The sequence below is a fragment of the Cutibacterium granulosum genome (genome assembly GCF_900186975.1).
GTDB classification, from domain to species: domain Bacteria; phylum Actinomycetota; class Actinomycetes; order Propionibacteriales; family Propionibacteriaceae; genus Cutibacterium; species Cutibacterium granulosum.
The window spans coordinates 700,124-716,054 of record NZ_LT906441.1 but is presented as its reverse complement, the minus strand read 5'-3'; the positions used below and the strand labels follow the sequence as shown (position 1 = coordinate 716,054).

Below are 15,931 nucleotides of genomic sequence, written 5' to 3'. Positions count from 1 at the left end.
CGGCCGATGACCGTGGTTCAGTGCTACCACCTCACACCACCTGGCAGGTGATGATCCAGTCAGGTTCGGTGCCGGGTGTGCCGGCCATGCACTCCGAGACTGACAACCGAGACGATCAGAGTCCCATTCCCGGAATCTTGGGTGTCATGGCCTGCTGGGCTGCCGCAGCCTTGCCGCTGGCGTCATGGACGGCAGCAATGACCAGGTCGGCCAGGGTGTCGGTGTCGTCGGGATCGACGGTCTGCGGGTCGATCGTGAGCCCGGTGAGTTCTCCGGTACCGGTGACGACGGCTTTGACGAGTCCGCCGCCCGCCGAACCGTCAAAGGTGGTGGACTCCAGCTGCTGCTGGGCCTGGGCGAGTTGGGCCTGCATGGCCTGGGCTTGGGCGAGCAACCCGTTCATGTCCACGTTGGACAGGTCGAAACCGCCGTTGGGTGTCGTCATGATGGATCCTTTCAGTGTTGTTCGAAAAGGGGACTGACACCGCGAGGAGCGATGTCTTCCTGGGCCCAATGGGGGTGGTGACGATCGATTGGTGGTGGTTCGTCACGGCCGATTGCCGTGCAACCTCAGGAGGCGGACCCCCGTTCATCGGTGAGGACGACCCCGCCAAGTTCCGTGGTGATGAGTTCGATGGCCGATTCCCCCGAGGAGTCCAGGATCTCACCGTCACCGGAGTCGGCCAGCTCCCACATGTCGTCGGGGGGCATGTCGTCGGCTGGAGGCTCCGATGGTACATGCCGGTCGAAATCACCATGCGGGTGCCCACCCGTCCCGCTGGCCTGGCCGGAGGCGTCATAGGCAGTGGGTCTCGTCTGCCCGGGTGCAGGAGCGTCGAACCGATGGGCCCGGCCAGCAGCCTCGTCCGGGCCGGAGGCGGCACCGCGGGGGGTGGGCTGCGACGTCAGACGTCGCCGTGCGGGGTCCAGGAAGCGGGACCGCGCCGATTCCGGGTACACCTCGGCAGGTGTCTGCACCGGATGCGGCGACGGTGCCTGGCCCGGCTCCGGGACGTCGGCAGCCTCGTCCACCGAGCTCGTGTGCGCCGAGGAGTTCTCGTCGTCCGACGTGTCTGCCCGGCTCTGCGAGGAAGCGTCCGGTGGCTCCGCAGAGTTGTTCGTCGCCGGGGAGACGTCCGGCTGGGAGCTCTGCGCACCTCGGTGGATGTCGTCGGCGTCATCGGCACCATGCGTGGAATCGTCGTCGGCAGCTGGGGGGCCACCAGCGGGACCCGTTTGGCGTGTCTGGGAGCTCTGCGGATGGGGGTTCGCCCCGGTCGCCCGACTCCGTGCATCGGGGGTTCCCCTGCCGGGAGCACCTGCTGATCCTGGCCGGGGGCCGTCCGGCCTGTTGCGACGCTCGTCATGGCCACGATGGGCCAACGTTTGGACGTCACCGGTCACCGGGACGAAATCCACGTCGACACCGAGCAGTTGGGCGACGACGTCATGCAGATGCTTGGCATGGTCACCGTGCAGATAACTGTCTCGCGCACCGGGGTTGGAGAATCCCAGGGTCGCCTGATTGCCGTTGACCCCGAGAATCTGCGCGTACTGGTTGAGCACGACGCTCATGTAGCGGCTGTACTCGGATCGGAACACCTCGATGATGCGTGGCCAGGCGTCGCGCAGCATGGTGACGTCCACCCCGTCGGGCCGCTCGGCGGTGGGGCCAGCGGATGGCACGGCAGGACCAGCGGATGCCGACGGATCAGCCGGTCGGGCCCCCGACGAGGCAGTCTCGGAAGGCTGCTGATGGGGCGGTCGTCCGCGCATGGGAGGTTCTGAGGCGGACCTCTGCTGCATCGGGGCCTGGGACTGCTCGGGAGTTGAGGACTGGGCAGGTGTCTGGGACTGCGCAGCCCGCGGGTCTTCCCGTGAACCGGCCTGCCCTGTCATGCCCTGCGACGGTGTCTGGGGCTCCTGCGGAGCTGTCGTGTCGGTGCCGGGACGGTAGTCCGCGCGTCCCGGTCGGGGGCGACGCGGTCTCTCGGCCGGGTCGGAGGAGGGCATCGTCCGTGCACCGGACTGACTGCCCTGTCGGGCAGTTGCCGGAGCTGGCCCGCCATCTGCCGTGGACTCGCCCCGACCAGGATCGGCACCCTGCGGGGCACTGGCCGGACGGCCCGGACGCGCTGGGCGTTCACCGCTCGGCCACCGCTGGTGCTGGGCGGTCTCGTCATGCGACGACTCGGCCTCGACAAGGTCCCCGGAGCCGGCAGCACCGGCACCGACGATCCCCACCCGTCGTTCCAGACGGTCCAGACGCGCGTGCACCCCACGTTCGTCGGTGTCGGCGTCCGGCAGCAGGATGCGGGAGCACATGAGCTCCAGGTGCAGCCGGGGAGCAGTCGTCCCCCTCATCTGGGTGAGCCCGGTCGCCAGCACCTCGGCGGCTCGGGTGAGTTCCCCCGCCCCCATCGCAGCCGTCTGGTGGGCGAGTCGCTCCCCCTGCTCCGGGGAGACGTCGATGAGTCTGTTGTTCACCGCATCGGGTACGGCAGCGAGGATCACCAGGTCACGCATCCGACGCAGCAGGTCCTCGGCGAACCGGCGCGGGTCCTGCCCCATGTCCATGACCTTGTCGATGGTGGCGAAGACCTCGTGGGCATCACCAGCGGCGAACGCATCGACCACCTGGTCCAGCAGGGCGTCGGGGGTGTAGCCGAGCAGGGCAGCCGCCAGTTCGTAGGAGACGCCGTCCTCGTCGGCCCCGCCCAGCAACTGGTCGAGCACCGAGAGCGAGTCACGTACCGATCCACCACCGGCCCGCACCACCATCGGCAGCACGGCATGGTCGACGGCGATGCCCTCCTTGTCGCACAGCGTCTCCAGGTAGTTCACCAAGGTCGCCGGGGGCACCAGCCGGAACGGGTAGTGGTGGGTCCGGGAGCGGATCGTGCCGATGACCTTCTCCGGCTCCGTCGTGGCGAAGATGAACTTCACGTGCGGCGGGGGTTCCTCGACGAGCTTGAGCATCGCATTGAAGCCCTGGGTGGTGACCATGTGGGCCTCGTCGATGATGTAGATCTTGTAGCGGGAGCGCACCGGGGCGAAGAATGCGCGTTCCCGCAGGTCACGAGCCTCGTCGACGCCGCCGTGGGAGGCCGCGTCGATCTCGATGACGTCGATGGAGCCTGGGCCGCCACGCGCCAGGTCGCGGCACGACTGGCACTCACCGCACGGGTACGGGGTCGGCCCCTGCTCACAGTTGAGGCAGCGGGCGAGGATGCGGGCACTCGTCGTCTTGCCACAGCCACGCGGCCCGGAGAACAGGTAGGCATGGTTGACGCGTCCGTTGACAATAGCACGCTTCAACGGTTCGGTGACGTGCTCCTGCCCGATGACCTCGTCGAAGGTGTCCGGGCGGTAGCGCCGGTAGAGGGCCAGTGGCGGGTTCTGCACCGACGTGTCTCGTGATTCGACGGTGCCCCCCGGGGCGGGGGACGCGCCGGATCCCCCGGGTGGGTCACTGGGGTCGGGGGCATCGTCGCCGGTCACGCCCGCCGGCTCGGTGAGTTCGGCGACTCGATCGACCACGCGGGGGTCGAAGGGATCGTCCTGCTCGTCGGTGTCCAGACCGTCAGGCTCGGCAGGGGACTCCGGCCCGGCAAGGACGTCATCCGGCTGGGTCGGTTCCTCGGCCGTCGCATCGGCATCCTGTTCCGGCTCCGCTGCGCTCGTCTGGGAATCCGTCTGATCAGTGGAGCCGGAATTGCGCAGCTCGTCCCGGGGCGGCTCGTCCTGACCGAACAGGTCGGGGCCGTCCTGGTCGTACCACTCGTCGGCATCACGATCGTTGCTGGCCTGGTAATCCTCGTCCACGCACTGAAGCCTAGTTGACTGGTGAGACAGTTCTCAGGAGACGAAGCTCAGAACGACGACGAGAAGCGTCACCACCGCGAAAACGGCCCATGCGATGAGGACGGCACCGCGTGCGGAATACCCCAGCCGGCTGGCCTTGCGACCGCATGACGTCGCAAGCAGTGCCGGGACGAGGAAGGCTGCGATCTCGCAGGCGATGACCGTGTAGGTGACGGAGTCCGGGACCCCGGGTGAGTGCAGCTGTGGATACCCCAGATTGGCTGGCAAGGTCGTCTGGACGAGCATCGCGACGAGTCCGGAGAGCACGAAAATCAGTAGACAGCACCATGTGATCCGGTTCCAGATCCGTCCGGCCCGATCCGTCGTGATGATCCGACTGGGCATGCACACCCCCTGACTGTGACGATCCTGCTGCCGCACGCTTGCACCGGTTGGGCACTGCCCGGCCTGCCAGGAACGAGACTACGACACGACCTGCTTCGTGCCCAGTGCACCTCGCACACAGTGCTGACCAGGAGAATCAGAGATCTCGAGACGCGCAGGCACTCGCGGGGCGACAAGGAGCCCGGTCATCAGGAAAGCCCCTTGAAAACGAAAAGGGGCTCCCCGCGCACCCGGTAGAGCCAACCTACCCTTGCTGCCTCTCGGCCCTGGGGGAGTTCGGTCAGGTGCCGCCGCGCGGAGAACCTTGCATCCATACTAGAGCGCCACCCAACCCTCGCCAAACCCACCGCAGCGTTTGGATTCCACAGCAGCCCAGACGGCTTGCTCGAAAGACGCCGCAGGAATCGACACCACCCCCGAGAAGCCCAGAGCACCACAGCTCGGACTGGCGGCCACGGGAAATCTCGCACCCGAGCTGTGACGGGGTTCACCTCATCTGCACTCGAGGGGCTGGGGTCTGTGGAGCCGTCCCCAGCAAGCCTCGAAGGGTTTGCACGAGGGTCGCCCCCCTTGCATCATTGAACAATGACTCGCATCGACGCGTGGCTGTGGTCCGTTCGAGCCTTCAAGACGCGCTCCATGGCCACTGCCGCCATCAAGGGCGGCCACGTACGGCTCAACGACGCCCCGGTCAAACCCGCCCATGAGGTGCACCCCGGAGATGTCGTCACCATCCGTACCCCCGGTTGGGATCGGGTGCTCAAAGTGGTTCAGCCGATCTCCAAACGAGTCGGGGCCAAGGACGCCGCCCTGGCCATGGAGGATCTCTCACTCCCCCGTCCGGCATATCTCAATGCCCCGGTTGCCAGACGTGACCGGGGCGCTGGCCGACCCACGAAACGCGACCGCCGCAAGATCGACGACCTCATGGGACGCTCGAACCGACAGGGCTGAACAGGGAGGGATTGTCAGTTGCCCCGTACCCACCTGGAATTGCTCTCACGACGGACCGCCACAGGCAGCAGTGCCCCTGCTCGACATCATGCCGTCTCAAGCGGCAAGGTAGGCGCTGAGGGCGTCCCGGATGAGCTGCGAGGTGGTCTGACCGCTCACGCGCTGCCGAGTCCTCAACGCAGCATCGAGTTCTGGATCCAGTCGCACCGCAACCGTACGAGCTGGCCCGTCACCCATTGACGGACGCCCAGGATGAGTTCGACTCATCGTCACATCTGGAAACCCCGCCTCGGCATTGGCCACCATCGCCTCGATGTCCTCATCGCCGACCGGGACACCACCCACCGTTCCGTACTCACTCATCGTGCCCTCCTCACACGCTCCAATGTCGCCCGACGCAACCGCATCGCATGTATGACCAGCACCCGCTCATCATCGAACACCAACCCAACGACCCTTGGGACGCTCGAACCGAAATGTCTGATTGGCGTCATCGTCCGTTCACCCGTATGATGTCTCGCGGAGGATTCGCCTAGAGGCCTATGGCGCTCGCTTGGAAAGCGGGTTGGGTTCACGCCCTCACGAGTTCGAATCTCGTATCCTCCGCCACCAGCCCACTTGACCATTGGTCAGGTGGGCTTTTTCGCGGGACTGCCCCGCTCGTTCCGACACCGAGCCAGGACACAGCTCGCGGGAGCACCGATACCGGACAGAGCACCATGCCCACACCCCAGCTCCACCTCCACCTTCGAGACTCTCGCCCTCGCCACCCCACCTTCCAGCCCCGCGTCCGGCAGCCCATAGCCTTGTGGTCATGGAGTCGCTCGTGGTCACCGGTGGGGCCGGATTCATCGGCAGCAACTTCGTGCACTGGGTGATCCAGCACACGGATGTCCGAGTCATCGTCCTGGACGCCATGACCTACGCAGCCAACCCGCGTTCCCTCACCGGCCTGCCCGGTGATCGCTGCACGGTGGTTCCCGGCAGCATCACCGACGCAAGTCTGGTGGACGACCTCGTGGGCAAGGCAGACGCTGTCGTCAATTTCGCAGCGGAGTCCCACAACGACAACTCGCTGCGCAATCCCGAACCCTTCCTCACGACCAACATCATGGGCACCTACACCGTGTTGGAGGCGGTTCGACGCCATCACGTGCGATTCCACCAGGTCTCCACCGACGAGGTGTTCGGGCCACTGGGAATGACGGACCCACCAGTCACGGCCGACGCGCCGTACCGCCCGTCATCTCCCTACTCGGCATCCAAGGCCAGCGCCGACCATCTGGTGCGAGCCTGGGTGCGTTCCTTCGGGGTGGCCGCGACCACATCGTGTTGCACGAACAACTACGGGCCACGTCAACATGTCGAGAAGTTCATCGCACGCCAGATCACCACCATCCTCGACGGGCACCGCCCCAAGCTCTACGGCGACGGTCGGCACATACGCGACTGGATCCACGTCACCGATCATATCCGGGCCATCTGGACGATCCTGCACCACGGACGAGTCGGACAGACGTACCTCGTCAGCGCCGAGAACCAGGCATCCAACCTGGAGGTCGTCCATCTCATCCTCGACCTCATGGGGCATCCGATGGACGACTACGACCTCGTCGCGGACCGGCCCGGTCACGACCTGCGATACGCCCTGGACTGCACACGAACACGCGAGGAGTTGGGCTGGCACCCGCAGTACACCGATCTGCGCGCCGGACTCGCGGACACGATCGACTGGTACCGAGCCAACGAGGCCTGGTGGCGCCCCGACAAGGCAGCCACCGAAGCCAGCTACGCACGAACCGGGCAATGACTCCCGGGCGAGAATGACCCTGACGGCGATCGTGCCCCACCACGACTGTTCCCAGGGGGACACCACCAGGGAACCGATCGGCGCTTTACAAGGCTCCGCACCCGTCCGCCCGCAGCGCCAGCAAGACACCTGAGGTCTCATCGCGTAACATGTGGCCTTGTCACAGACTTTCCAGCGCTTCTGTGTGCCGTTGACGCGCTGTCGTGCTCCTTTTTTCCGTGGGCACTGGGTAGACTCGCTGTGACCAGGGTGCGTTCTGCAACCTGACAAGCGCATCTCGCAGGGCCTGGAGAGGGGGACTCGTGGGTATCTTGGACAAGTTCAACGTGGACCTCGAAAGGGTCTCCGACAACCTGTTCTCCCGAATATCCAAGTCCGAGGTGGAGCCCGTCGAGATTGCCGCTCGACTGCAACGCGAGCTCGATTCCCACGCCAAGCTGTTGTCCAAGGGCCGCCGGCTCGTCCCCAATGAGTTCACGGTACGCCTGTCACCTCAGGACTACGAGCGCCTGGCCCCCTACACCAAGACACTCAATGGCGAGATCATCCCCCAGCTGAGGGATCACGCCACCGAGCGCCGCTACGTCTTCAACGGGCCGATCCGCGTCGACTACGACTTGGACGAGGAGTTGGGAATCGGTCGTTTCGAGGTGGACTCCGGCCCTCGTGCCCAGGCCACCCGCCCCAGTTCGGGACGGCTCGTCCTGGAGGTCAACGGGGTGCGTCATCCCCTCACCCCACCCGGACTGTTCATCGGACGTGGCACCGAGGCAGACCTGCGGCTCAACGATCCAGGAGTGTCACGGATGCATGCCCGCCTGCACGTGTGGCCCACCGACGACGGCGTGGGGGTGTCCATCGAGGATCTGGGATCGACCAACGGCATCATCGTCGACGGAGTCCGGGTGAGCACGACAGAACTGCACGACGGATCGCGCATCGAGATTGGTTCCACTCGCATGCTCGTCCACGCCCCGACGGGAATGTGATACATGAGTGAGTTCCTCATCGGCGTGTTGCGTATCGCCTATCTGGCAGTGTTGTGGGCGTTCATCCTCCTCGCCGTCAACGTCATCAGGACCGACATCTTTGGCCACAGCGTGGCGCGCGGCACCGAAGGACACGTCGGCACCCCGGCCGCAACCTCCACTGGTCGCCGCCGACACCGGTTGGGCCGCAGGAAGGCCGCCCAACCCGCCACCCTGCAGATCATGTCCGGTGACCAGGCCGGCCTGGAGATTCCGCTCATCGACACGATCGTCATCGGCCGTGGCGGGGGTTCCACCCTCGTCATCGAGGACGACTACGCCTCCACCGAGCATGCCGAGATCAGCCAAGGATTCGATGGACTCTGGTTCGTCGAGGACCTCACCTCCACCAACGGCACCTACGTCAATGGGCAGAACATCGAGGAGCTCACCCGTCTCGACGTGGATGACGAGGTCCGTATCGGTCGAACCGTGATGGTGGTTCGGGGCCAGCGGTGACGATGACTTTCTCCCTCAACACACGCAGCCACAGCGAGATTGGGCTGGTCCGCAAGAACAACCAGGACTCGGGTTACGTCTCCGCCACGATGCTGGCGGTGGCCGACGGCATGGGCGGTGCCGCCGCCGGCGACCTGGCCTCCACCGTGGCCATCGACCACATCAGTGCCGCCGATGCCCACCGTGAGGGTGAGGACATGCTCACGACCCTTGCCGGGGCCGTGGCGGCAGCCAACGATGACCTCGCCGACCTCGTCGCCTGGGACGCGAGCCTCGATGGCATGGGTACGACCTTCTGCGGGGCCATGTTCTCCGGAACCCAGCTCGGCCTGGTGCACATCGGTGACTCACGCGCCTACCTGCTGCGCAACGGCCAGCTGAGTCGTCTCACCCACGACCACTCCTGGGTGCAGTCCCTCATCGACGAGGGCCGCATCACCCCGCAGGAGGCTGCGGTGCACCCGCACCGTTCGCTGCTGCTCAAGGTGCTCAACGGACAGGCCCAGCACTCCCCCGACGCCAGTCTGGTCGACGTGCGCCGGGGTGACCGGTTGCTGTTCTGCTCCGACGGGTTGTGTGGTCTCGTTGACGACGAGACCATCAAGCGCCTGCTGACAAGGCCAGATCCCAACGAAGCCCTGTCCCGCCTCGTCGACGCCGCACACCGTGCCGGAGGCAAGGACAACATCACCATCATCGTCTCCGACGTCGTCGCCCAGGATGACGAGCTGGACGCCGTCGAGGGCACGGTCATCGGGGCTGCCGCCACGACACGGATCCCACGTCACGAGAGCACCACCGAGATCCCGACGACATCCGAGCGTCCCGCGCATGCAGCAGATCACCCCAGCCGCCAGGTGCTCTTCGACTCGGAGGCCGAGGAGTCCATGCGCTACGCCCCGATCGCGAAGTCGGCCAGGCAACGATTCCGCTCCTGGCTCGTCGTGCTCGTGTGTATCGCCGCCGTTCTCGTCGCAACGATTCTCGGCGCTCGGGCCTACCTGAGGTCGCAGTACTACGTGGGAACCAGTGGTGAGAACGTGGCGATCTATCAAGGGGTGCCCGAGAAGCTGTTGTGGATGGATCTGCATTCCGTCGTCGAGGATTCCGACATCCGAGTGGCCGACCTGCCCCGTGACTACCGCAATCGTGTCGAGTCAAGCATCCAGGTGCCCTCGGTGGAGTCCGGGCGAGCCACACTGGGGGAACTGCGAATCGGCGAGCAGTACTGCCGGGCGGTACGTGACCAGCGTGCCCGCTCGACCAACACGACACCATCGGCACCCGCAACGCCGCCCGGTTCGCCGAGTGCCTCGGCAACGATGGCCCCGTCGGCTGCCCCCTCCGCCAGCAGCACACCGACCTCCGAGGCCCAGCTGCCCCAGGTGCAGGCAGGAGACTGCCCGTGAGTGTGTCCACCGACGAGCAACAGACCATCATCGTCCAGCCCAAACGCCATTGGAGCCAGCTGGGACTGCTCATCCTCGCCTGGGCGCTGGGGGTGAGTGGCTACCTGCTCACCGAGCTCAACATCCACGATGATCTACCCACCAACTGGCAGGTCATCGTGGGAGGTTGGCTGGCAGTCGTACTGGCATGTCACCTCGTCACGAGGTTCGCCATTCCCTACGCCGACCCAGTCATCCTGCCGGTCGTCGTCACCCTCAACGGGCTCGGTCTGGCGATGATCCACCGCATCGACCTCATCGCAGCCCCACCCCGGCATCGCTTCGAGGCCCAGCTCGTCTGGACCCTGGCCGGCATGATCCTGTGGGCGTTGACGGTGACCGTCCTGCGCGACTACCGGAAGTTGCAGCAGATCCCCTACGTGCTGTTCCTCGTCGGTCTCGTGCTGCTCCTGCTGCCCATCGTCCCGGTGATCGGCACGGAGATCAATGGATCGCGCATCTGGGTGCACCTCGGACCGTTCTCGTTGCAGCCCGCCGAGATCGCAAAGGTCGTCCTGGCCGTCGCATTCGCGGGGTATCTCGTGGAGAAACGCGACGTGCTCTCGGTGGCCGGCAGGAAGGTGCTGGGAATCCAGTTGCCGCGACTGCGCGACATCGGCCCCATCTCCGTGGTGTGGCTCGCATCCATGCTTGTCATCGTCTTCGAGCGGGATCTCGGCACCGGCATGCTGTTCTTCGGCATGTTCGTCGTCATGCTCTACGTGGCCACCGGCAGGACTGGTTGGGTGGTGCTCGGTGGCATCGCCGCGATCGTCGGGGCGTGGGGAGCCATCGCCCTCACCCCGCACGTCGGTACTCGTGTCAATGCCTGGCTGCACCCGTTCGACGACTTCGACAAGAACCGTCAGGTCATCGAGGCCCAGTACGGCATGGCCTGGGGAGGCTTGGCTGGGCGCGGATGGGGGCTGGGACGTCCCGGCCTGGTGACCTTCTCGTGGAGCGACTTCATCTCGTCCTCCATCGGCGAGGAACTGGGCGTCACCGGGCTGCTCGCCATCATCGTGCTGTACGCCCTGCTCGTCTTTCGTGGCCTGCGAGCCGCCCTGGCCTCCCGGGACGGTTTCGGGACGCTGCTCGCCGCGGGGCTGGCCTTCGTCTTCGCCCTGCAGGTCTTCGCCATCATCGGCGGTGTGACCAGGTTGCTGCCCCTCACCGGCCTGACGACCCCATTCATGAGCCAGGGCGGGTCGTCACTCATCGCCAACTGGGTGATCATCGGGATCTTCATGACCATCAGTCATCAGGCACGTCGTCCCGTCGACCAGATCATGATTCCGACTCCACGAGGGGGCGAGCAGGCATGAACCGTCCGATTCGCGCCGTCGCCGTGTTCACGGCGCTGATGTTCCTCGCGTTGTCCATCAACGTCACCTATGCTGCGCTGTTCCGGCAGTCCGACCTCAACAACGACTCCCGCAACACCCGAGTGCGGGACGCCGAGTTCTCCCAGAACCGCGGTGACATCCTCGTCGGGTCGACGGCCGTGGCTCGTACCGTCGCCTCCGACGGGAAGTTCCACTACCAGCGCACCTACGCGCACGGCAGGAAGTACGCCCCCATCACCGGGTACTACTCGTACTACTACGGGCGCACCATGCTCGAGCAGACCCAGAATCCACAGCTGACCGGCACCTCGGACGCCCAGTGGCTCTCGCGCCTCACCGGCACCCTGGGCGGGCACAAACCGCAAGGCGGCTCCTTGTTGACGACCGTCAATGCCAGTGCCCAGGACGCAGCATGGGAAGGTCTGCGCGGCAAGAAGGGTGCCGTCGTCGCCCTCGACTACTCCACCGGCGCCGTGCTGGCGATGGCCTCCAACCCGTCCTTCGACCCGAACCTGCTGGCGACCCACGACCTCAAGGCCTCCCAGCAGAGTTGGAAGCGGCTGTTGGATGATCCCGACAACCCGATGGCCAACCGGGCCAGCCGTGAGATCTACCCGCCGGGGTCCACTTTCAAGCTCGTCACAGCCGCCGCTGCCCTGCAGCACGGTTACCGACCAGACTCCAAGGTGAGCTCTCCCCGGGCGTACACCCTGCCGAGCACCACCAATTCCCTGACCAACGAGATCAACTGTGGCGGTGAGAACATCACCCTCACCCATGCCCTGGAGATCTCGTGCAACACTGCCTTCGCCAAGCTCGGCGTGGGGCTCTCCGAGCGCACCCTCGCCGACCAGGCCAGCAAATTTGGTTTCGGCTCCAGGCCCGACTCCGACATCTCGATGGCCACCTCGAAGTTCCCCACCAAGCTCAACGACGCCCAGCTCGCGCTGAGCTCCATCGGACAGTACGACGTCGCCGCCTCCCCGCTGCAGATGGCAATGGTGGCCGCAGGAATCGCCAACGACGGGGTACTCATGGAGCCCTACCTCACCAAGTCCGTGCGAGCAGCGAACCTGCAGACGGTGTGGACCCACAAGGACACCCCGATGTCGACCCCGATGACGCGCGAGTCCGCGAAACAGCTGCAGCAGATGATGGTCTCGGTCGTCAACAACGGCACGGGCCGGAATGCCCGGATCAGCGGCGTCACGGTGGGTGGCAAGACCGGTACGGCACAGACCTCCCCGGACAAGCCGCCCTACGCCTGGTTCGTCGGCTGGTCCGACAAACCGAAGGTTGCCGTGGCGGTGTTCGTCGAGTCGTCCAACACGGAGCGCTCCGAGATTGCCGGCGGACGTCTCGGTGCCCCCATTGCTCGCGACGTGATCGAGGCCCTCAGATGATCGACGCGGCACCGTTCCTCACCACGGTGATCGGCACTGGCAGGACGCCCGGAAGTACTGGGGCGAATGCCAGGACGAACATGCCAACCATCACCAACAGGTGGCACATCCTCACCAGCAGTCCCGTCCGCACGAACGCGGCGTCCTGCTGTGAACCCTGCGAAGGAGTACTCCCATGAGTGATTCAACGACATGGCTCGGTGATCGCTACGAGCTACTCGACATCATTGGTCGCGGCGGCATGGCCGAGGTGTGGCAGGCCCGTGACCACCGGCTGGGGCGTCTGGTCGCCGTCAAGCGCCTGCGCGTCGATCTGGCCAGTGATTCCACCTTTCAGGCCAGGTTCCAGCGTGAGGCACAGTCGGCGGCCGGGTTGAACCACCCGAACATCGTGGCCGTCTACGACACCGGCGAGACCACCGATCCGACCACCCACATGCCGGTGCCCTACATCGTCATGGAGCTGGTGGAGGGCCACACCCTGCGTGAGGTGCTGCGGGACGGTCGCAAGATCCTACCCGAACGTGCCCTGGAGTTCTGCGTGGGGGTGCTCAACGCCTTGGCGTACTCCCATGCAGCCGGCATCGTCCACCGCGACATCAAACCTGCCAACGTCATGCTCACCCGCAACGGGTCGATCAAGGTCATGGACTTCGGTATCGCTCGAGCGGTGGCAGACACCTCGGCGACGATGACCCAGACGGCAGCTGTCATCGGCACCGCCCAGTACCTTTCCCCGGAACAGGCTCGTGGTGAGACCGTCGACAATCGCGCCGACATCTACGCCACCGGGTGTCTGCTCTACGAGCTGCTGGTGGGCCGTCCTCCCTTCGTCGGCGACTCGCCGGTGTCGGTGGCCTACCAGCACGTCCGTGAGGTCCCCTCACCGCCGTCCACCCTGGACCCAGAGGTGACGCCTGCCATGGACGCCGTCACGCTCAAGGCCTTGGCGAAGGATCCGGAGCACCGCTACCCCACCGCCACACAGATGCGTGAGGATCTGGAGCGGGTCCTCACCGGAGCGACTCCGCAGGCTCTCCTCGAGAGCAATGAGGACGCCTCCCCCGACGACCAGGCCACCCTGCTGGTTCCAGCCGTCACCGCCGAGGAGTCGCCGACCCGAGCCCTCACCTCGACGCCGGCCCACGCCGCCCCTGGCGAGCCCGTCGGTGACGATGTGGCGAATGAAGACGAGACGAAACCACGCAAGAAATGGCCCATCATCCTGGCCATCGTGCTGGTGCTGGCCGCAGCCGGTACTGGATTCGCCCTGTGGCACGCGCACCGTTCCGGGCCTCCCGCTCCCAGCCCCACACCGCAGGTGAAGATGGTGAAGGTTCCTGCCGTCAAAGGACTGAGCAAGGACGGTGCCATCTCGACCCTGAAGAATGCCGGTCTCACCGCAGAGGTGAAACACACCAAGTCCGACAGGGACACCGCCAATCAGGTGCTCAAGCAGAATCCAGAAGCTGGCAAGTCGGTCCCGATGGGGACGACGGTGACCATCACCGTCAACGACGGACCTGGCCAGCACACAGTCCCCGGAAACCTCATTGGCCTCAAGGAGGGAGACGCTCGCCAGGCCCTCAAGGATGCTGGATTCGGTGATGGCGAGATCCAGGTGCAGGACGATGATCCCAAGAGCGAGGACCCGGACGCCAGACTGGGAACGGTCACCGATGTCTGGCCCTCACCGGGCAGTAAGGTCGACGACGGCACGACCGTGACACTCACCTTGGCCACCGGGAAGTCCACCGTCCCCGATGTCAAGGGTCAGCCGAGGTCACAGGCCGAGGCGAATCTCAAGGATGCTGGCTTCGCCGTCGCCGCCAGCCCGGGGAATGCCTCACGGAGCGACAAGGTGGAATCGCAGTCACCGTCTGCCGGCAGCGTCCTGAATCGTGGCGAGACGGTCACACTGAACTTCCCGAAGCCTCAGTCCGACAACGTCCAGCCCACTGAGCAGCCGAGCACACCCGACAGGAGTACCGAGCCCACCACGCCCGATCAGCCTTCCCAGACCGACCAGCCGAGTGAACCCACCAAACCCAGCGAGGAGGGCGATCCAACCGAGCGCTGAGGCAAGGGCGGTGGCCCTACCCTTTTCCCGGCAAACCTGACGAGAGCAGGGGCTCACGGGTGCCCGTCAAACCTGACGAAATCAGGTACCACGGGTGACCGGGCTCCTCGTCCCGTGACGGTGGGGAGGGGATCTGACTCGTCGTCCTTGGCCGCGGCCGATCCTCACGTCACGTCGGCTGGCTCACCTCGTGGGTCGCGGGGTGACCACACCCGTGGTGGCCTGACCTGCGAAGGGCGGCATGATCACCGAGGGCTTGTCCCTGACCTTCCACCCCAGCTGGTAGGCGTCGACGTACTCTTGGTAGATGCGCACCGACTCCGACTCGTCCAAGGCCTGGTGCAGCGACTCCAGATCGCCGATCGCCTGGATGTGGTACGGCGGGGCGTAGGGCACCCCGTGCAGGACGACGGTGTTGCCCACGCATTTCACCGCAGTCATGGCGGTGACACGCTGACCCTGGATGGTCATCGCCTCGGCACCACCCGACCACAACGCATTGACCACAGCCTGGATGTCCTGCTGGTGCACGACGAGCATGTTCGCATCGACCCCATCGGCCTCGACGGACAGTGGTGCATCGGAGAGGACGACCTCGATCGCAGGACCCTTGACGGGTTGCAGACCTGCCGGTGCTGCCACGGCGCTGGCAGTGGGATCGGCAGAAGGGGCTCCCTGTTTCTCCCGCGACAGTTTCTCCACCTCGCTGCGCAGGCCATTGGCCTCGGTCTGCAGGTCGGAGTTGCGGTGCGCCTGTTTGCGCACGATGTCGGTCATCGAGGAGTTGGTGTCGGGGCGCAGATCCTGGCCGCGGGAATTGATGGCGGCCGTCGTCATCATGAATCCAGCCAGGCACACAACGAGAATCGACGCGCCGCGACGTCTGCGTTTGGTGTGCGGGCTGGACCCGTGATCCGAGGAGGGATCGGCATCTGGGTCCTCGTCAACGTTGCGCCCCGGCCGCGGAACAGCCCTGGAACTCGAGGCAACCGTCTCTGGGCGTGAACTTCGAGAAGCAGGACGCTCAGTCCCGGGATGCTCGTCATGGTCGTCAGCCATGATCTTGCCTTCCATCAGTCCATCAGTTCCTTAGGGTGCGGCCCCAACCAACCGCCGTGCGCCAACGACTCAACTGTAGTTGCCGGTCTGTCAGCAGCTGTGCTGTGTCGTCTGCAGTGTCTGATGGGCGTGGAC

Annotated in this window: 14 protein-coding genes, 1 tRNA gene and 1 other RNA gene; 9 read left to right on the top strand and 7 right to left on the bottom strand. The window is 65.6% G+C overall.

Annotation, left to right across the window (positions count from 1 at the left end):
* Window positions 1–115 precede the first annotated feature (115 nt).
* From CKV91_RS02995 to ffs, 4 genes are all read right to left on the bottom strand, one after another.
* A complete protein-coding gene (locus CKV91_RS02995; protein WP_021103819.1) occupies window positions 116–445 on the bottom strand; it encodes a YbaB/EbfC family nucleoid-associated protein in 330 nt (109 codons plus the stop codon).
* Between the two features lie 125 nt (window positions 446–570).
* Window positions 571–3,825: a DNA polymerase III subunit gamma and tau gene (locus tag CKV91_RS02990; RefSeq protein ID WP_095140949.1), complete on the bottom strand. Its 3,255-nt coding sequence runs from the start codon at window positions 3,823–3,825 to the stop codon at window positions 571–573.
* A 33-nt stretch (window positions 3,826–3,858) separates the two neighbouring features.
* On the bottom strand, window positions 3,859–4,209 hold the full coding sequence (locus CKV91_RS02985; RefSeq protein WP_021103817.1) for a hypothetical protein: 351 nt from the start codon (window positions 4,207–4,209) through the stop codon (window positions 3,859–3,861).
* A 210-nt stretch (window positions 4,210–4,419) separates the two neighbouring features.
* Window positions 4,420–4,516, bottom strand: an RNA gene (gene ffs / locus CKV91_RS02980) — signal recognition particle sRNA small type.
* A 278-nt stretch (window positions 4,517–4,794) separates the two neighbouring features.
* Here ffs and CKV91_RS02975 point away from each other — a divergent pair.
* On the top strand, window positions 4,795–5,163 hold the full coding sequence (locus CKV91_RS02975; RefSeq protein WP_065861007.1) for an RNA-binding S4 domain-containing protein: 369 nt from the start codon (window positions 4,795–4,797) through the stop codon (window positions 5,161–5,163).
* Between the two features lie 96 nt (window positions 5,164–5,259).
* Here CKV91_RS02975 and CKV91_RS02970 read toward each other — a convergent pair whose 3' ends face one another.
* Window positions 5,260–5,526, bottom strand: a complete 267-nt coding sequence (locus CKV91_RS02970; protein WP_021103815.1) for a ribbon-helix-helix domain-containing protein — start codon at window positions 5,524–5,526, stop codon at window positions 5,260–5,262.
* Window positions 5,527–5,684: 158 nt separating this feature from the next.
* Between CKV91_RS02970 and CKV91_RS02965 the strand changes: the two genes are divergently transcribed.
* The 7 genes from CKV91_RS02965 to CKV91_RS02935 all read left to right on the top strand — a co-directional run bounded on the left by CKV91_RS02965 (window position 5,685) and on the right by CKV91_RS02935 (window position 12,657).
* Window positions 5,685–5,772, top strand: a tRNA-Ser gene (locus CKV91_RS02965).
* Between the two features lie 205 nt (window positions 5,773–5,977).
* The gene (gene rfbB, locus CKV91_RS02960; RefSeq protein WP_036957610.1) at window positions 5,978–6,973 is read left to right on the top strand and encodes a dTDP-glucose 4,6-dehydratase; all 996 of its coding nucleotides are present in this window, start codon (window positions 5,978–5,980) and stop codon (window positions 6,971–6,973) included.
* 302 nt (window positions 6,974–7,275) lie between these two features.
* A complete protein-coding gene (locus CKV91_RS02955; protein WP_021103813.1) occupies window positions 7,276–7,962 on the top strand; it encodes an FhaA domain-containing protein in 687 nt (228 codons plus the stop codon).
* Between the two features lie 3 nt (window positions 7,963–7,965).
* Entirely contained in the window at window positions 7,966–8,460 is a 495-nt protein-coding gene (locus CKV91_RS02950; RefSeq protein ID WP_021103812.1) for an FHA domain-containing protein FhaB/FipA, read from the top strand.
* Window positions 8,461–8,462: 2 nt separating this feature from the next.
* Complete coding sequence (locus CKV91_RS02945) at window positions 8,463–9,869, top strand: PP2C family protein-serine/threonine phosphatase (RefSeq protein ID WP_036957611.1); 1,407 nt, start codon at window positions 8,463–8,465, stop codon at window positions 9,867–9,869.
* Window positions 9,866–11,233 (top strand): FtsW/RodA/SpoVE family cell cycle protein, encoded by a 1,368-nt coding sequence (locus CKV91_RS02940; RefSeq protein WP_095140948.1) that lies wholly within the window; start codon window positions 9,866–9,868, stop codon window positions 11,231–11,233. Before CKV91_RS02945 ends, CKV91_RS02940 begins: the two co-directional genes overlap by 4 nt.
* Window positions 11,230–12,657: a peptidoglycan D,D-transpeptidase FtsI family protein gene (locus tag CKV91_RS02935; RefSeq protein WP_021103809.1), complete on the top strand. Its 1,428-nt coding sequence runs from the start codon at window positions 11,230–11,232 to the stop codon at window positions 12,655–12,657. Before CKV91_RS02940 ends, CKV91_RS02935 begins: the two co-directional genes overlap by 4 nt.
* On the opposite strand, the gene CKV91_RS09330 is transcribed toward CKV91_RS02935, so the two are convergent.
* Entirely contained in the window at window positions 12,650–12,790 is a 141-nt protein-coding gene (locus tag CKV91_RS09330) for a hypothetical protein (protein WP_155942631.1), read from the bottom strand. The genes CKV91_RS02935 and CKV91_RS09330 overlap by 8 nt on opposite strands.
* Window positions 12,791–12,832: 42 nt before the next feature.
* Between CKV91_RS09330 and pknB the strand changes: the two genes are divergently transcribed.
* Window positions 12,833–14,737: a Stk1 family PASTA domain-containing Ser/Thr kinase gene (gene pknB, locus CKV91_RS02930; protein WP_021105904.1), complete on the top strand. Its 1,905-nt coding sequence runs from the start codon at window positions 12,833–12,835 to the stop codon at window positions 14,735–14,737.
* 183 nt (window positions 14,738–14,920) lie between these two features.
* Here the strand turns inward: pknB and CKV91_RS02925 are convergent, their stop codons facing one another.
* Entirely contained in the window at window positions 14,921–15,796 is an 876-nt protein-coding gene (locus CKV91_RS02925) for a DUF881 domain-containing protein (RefSeq protein WP_081659107.1), read from the bottom strand.
* Window positions 15,797–15,931: the final 135 nt, after the last annotated feature.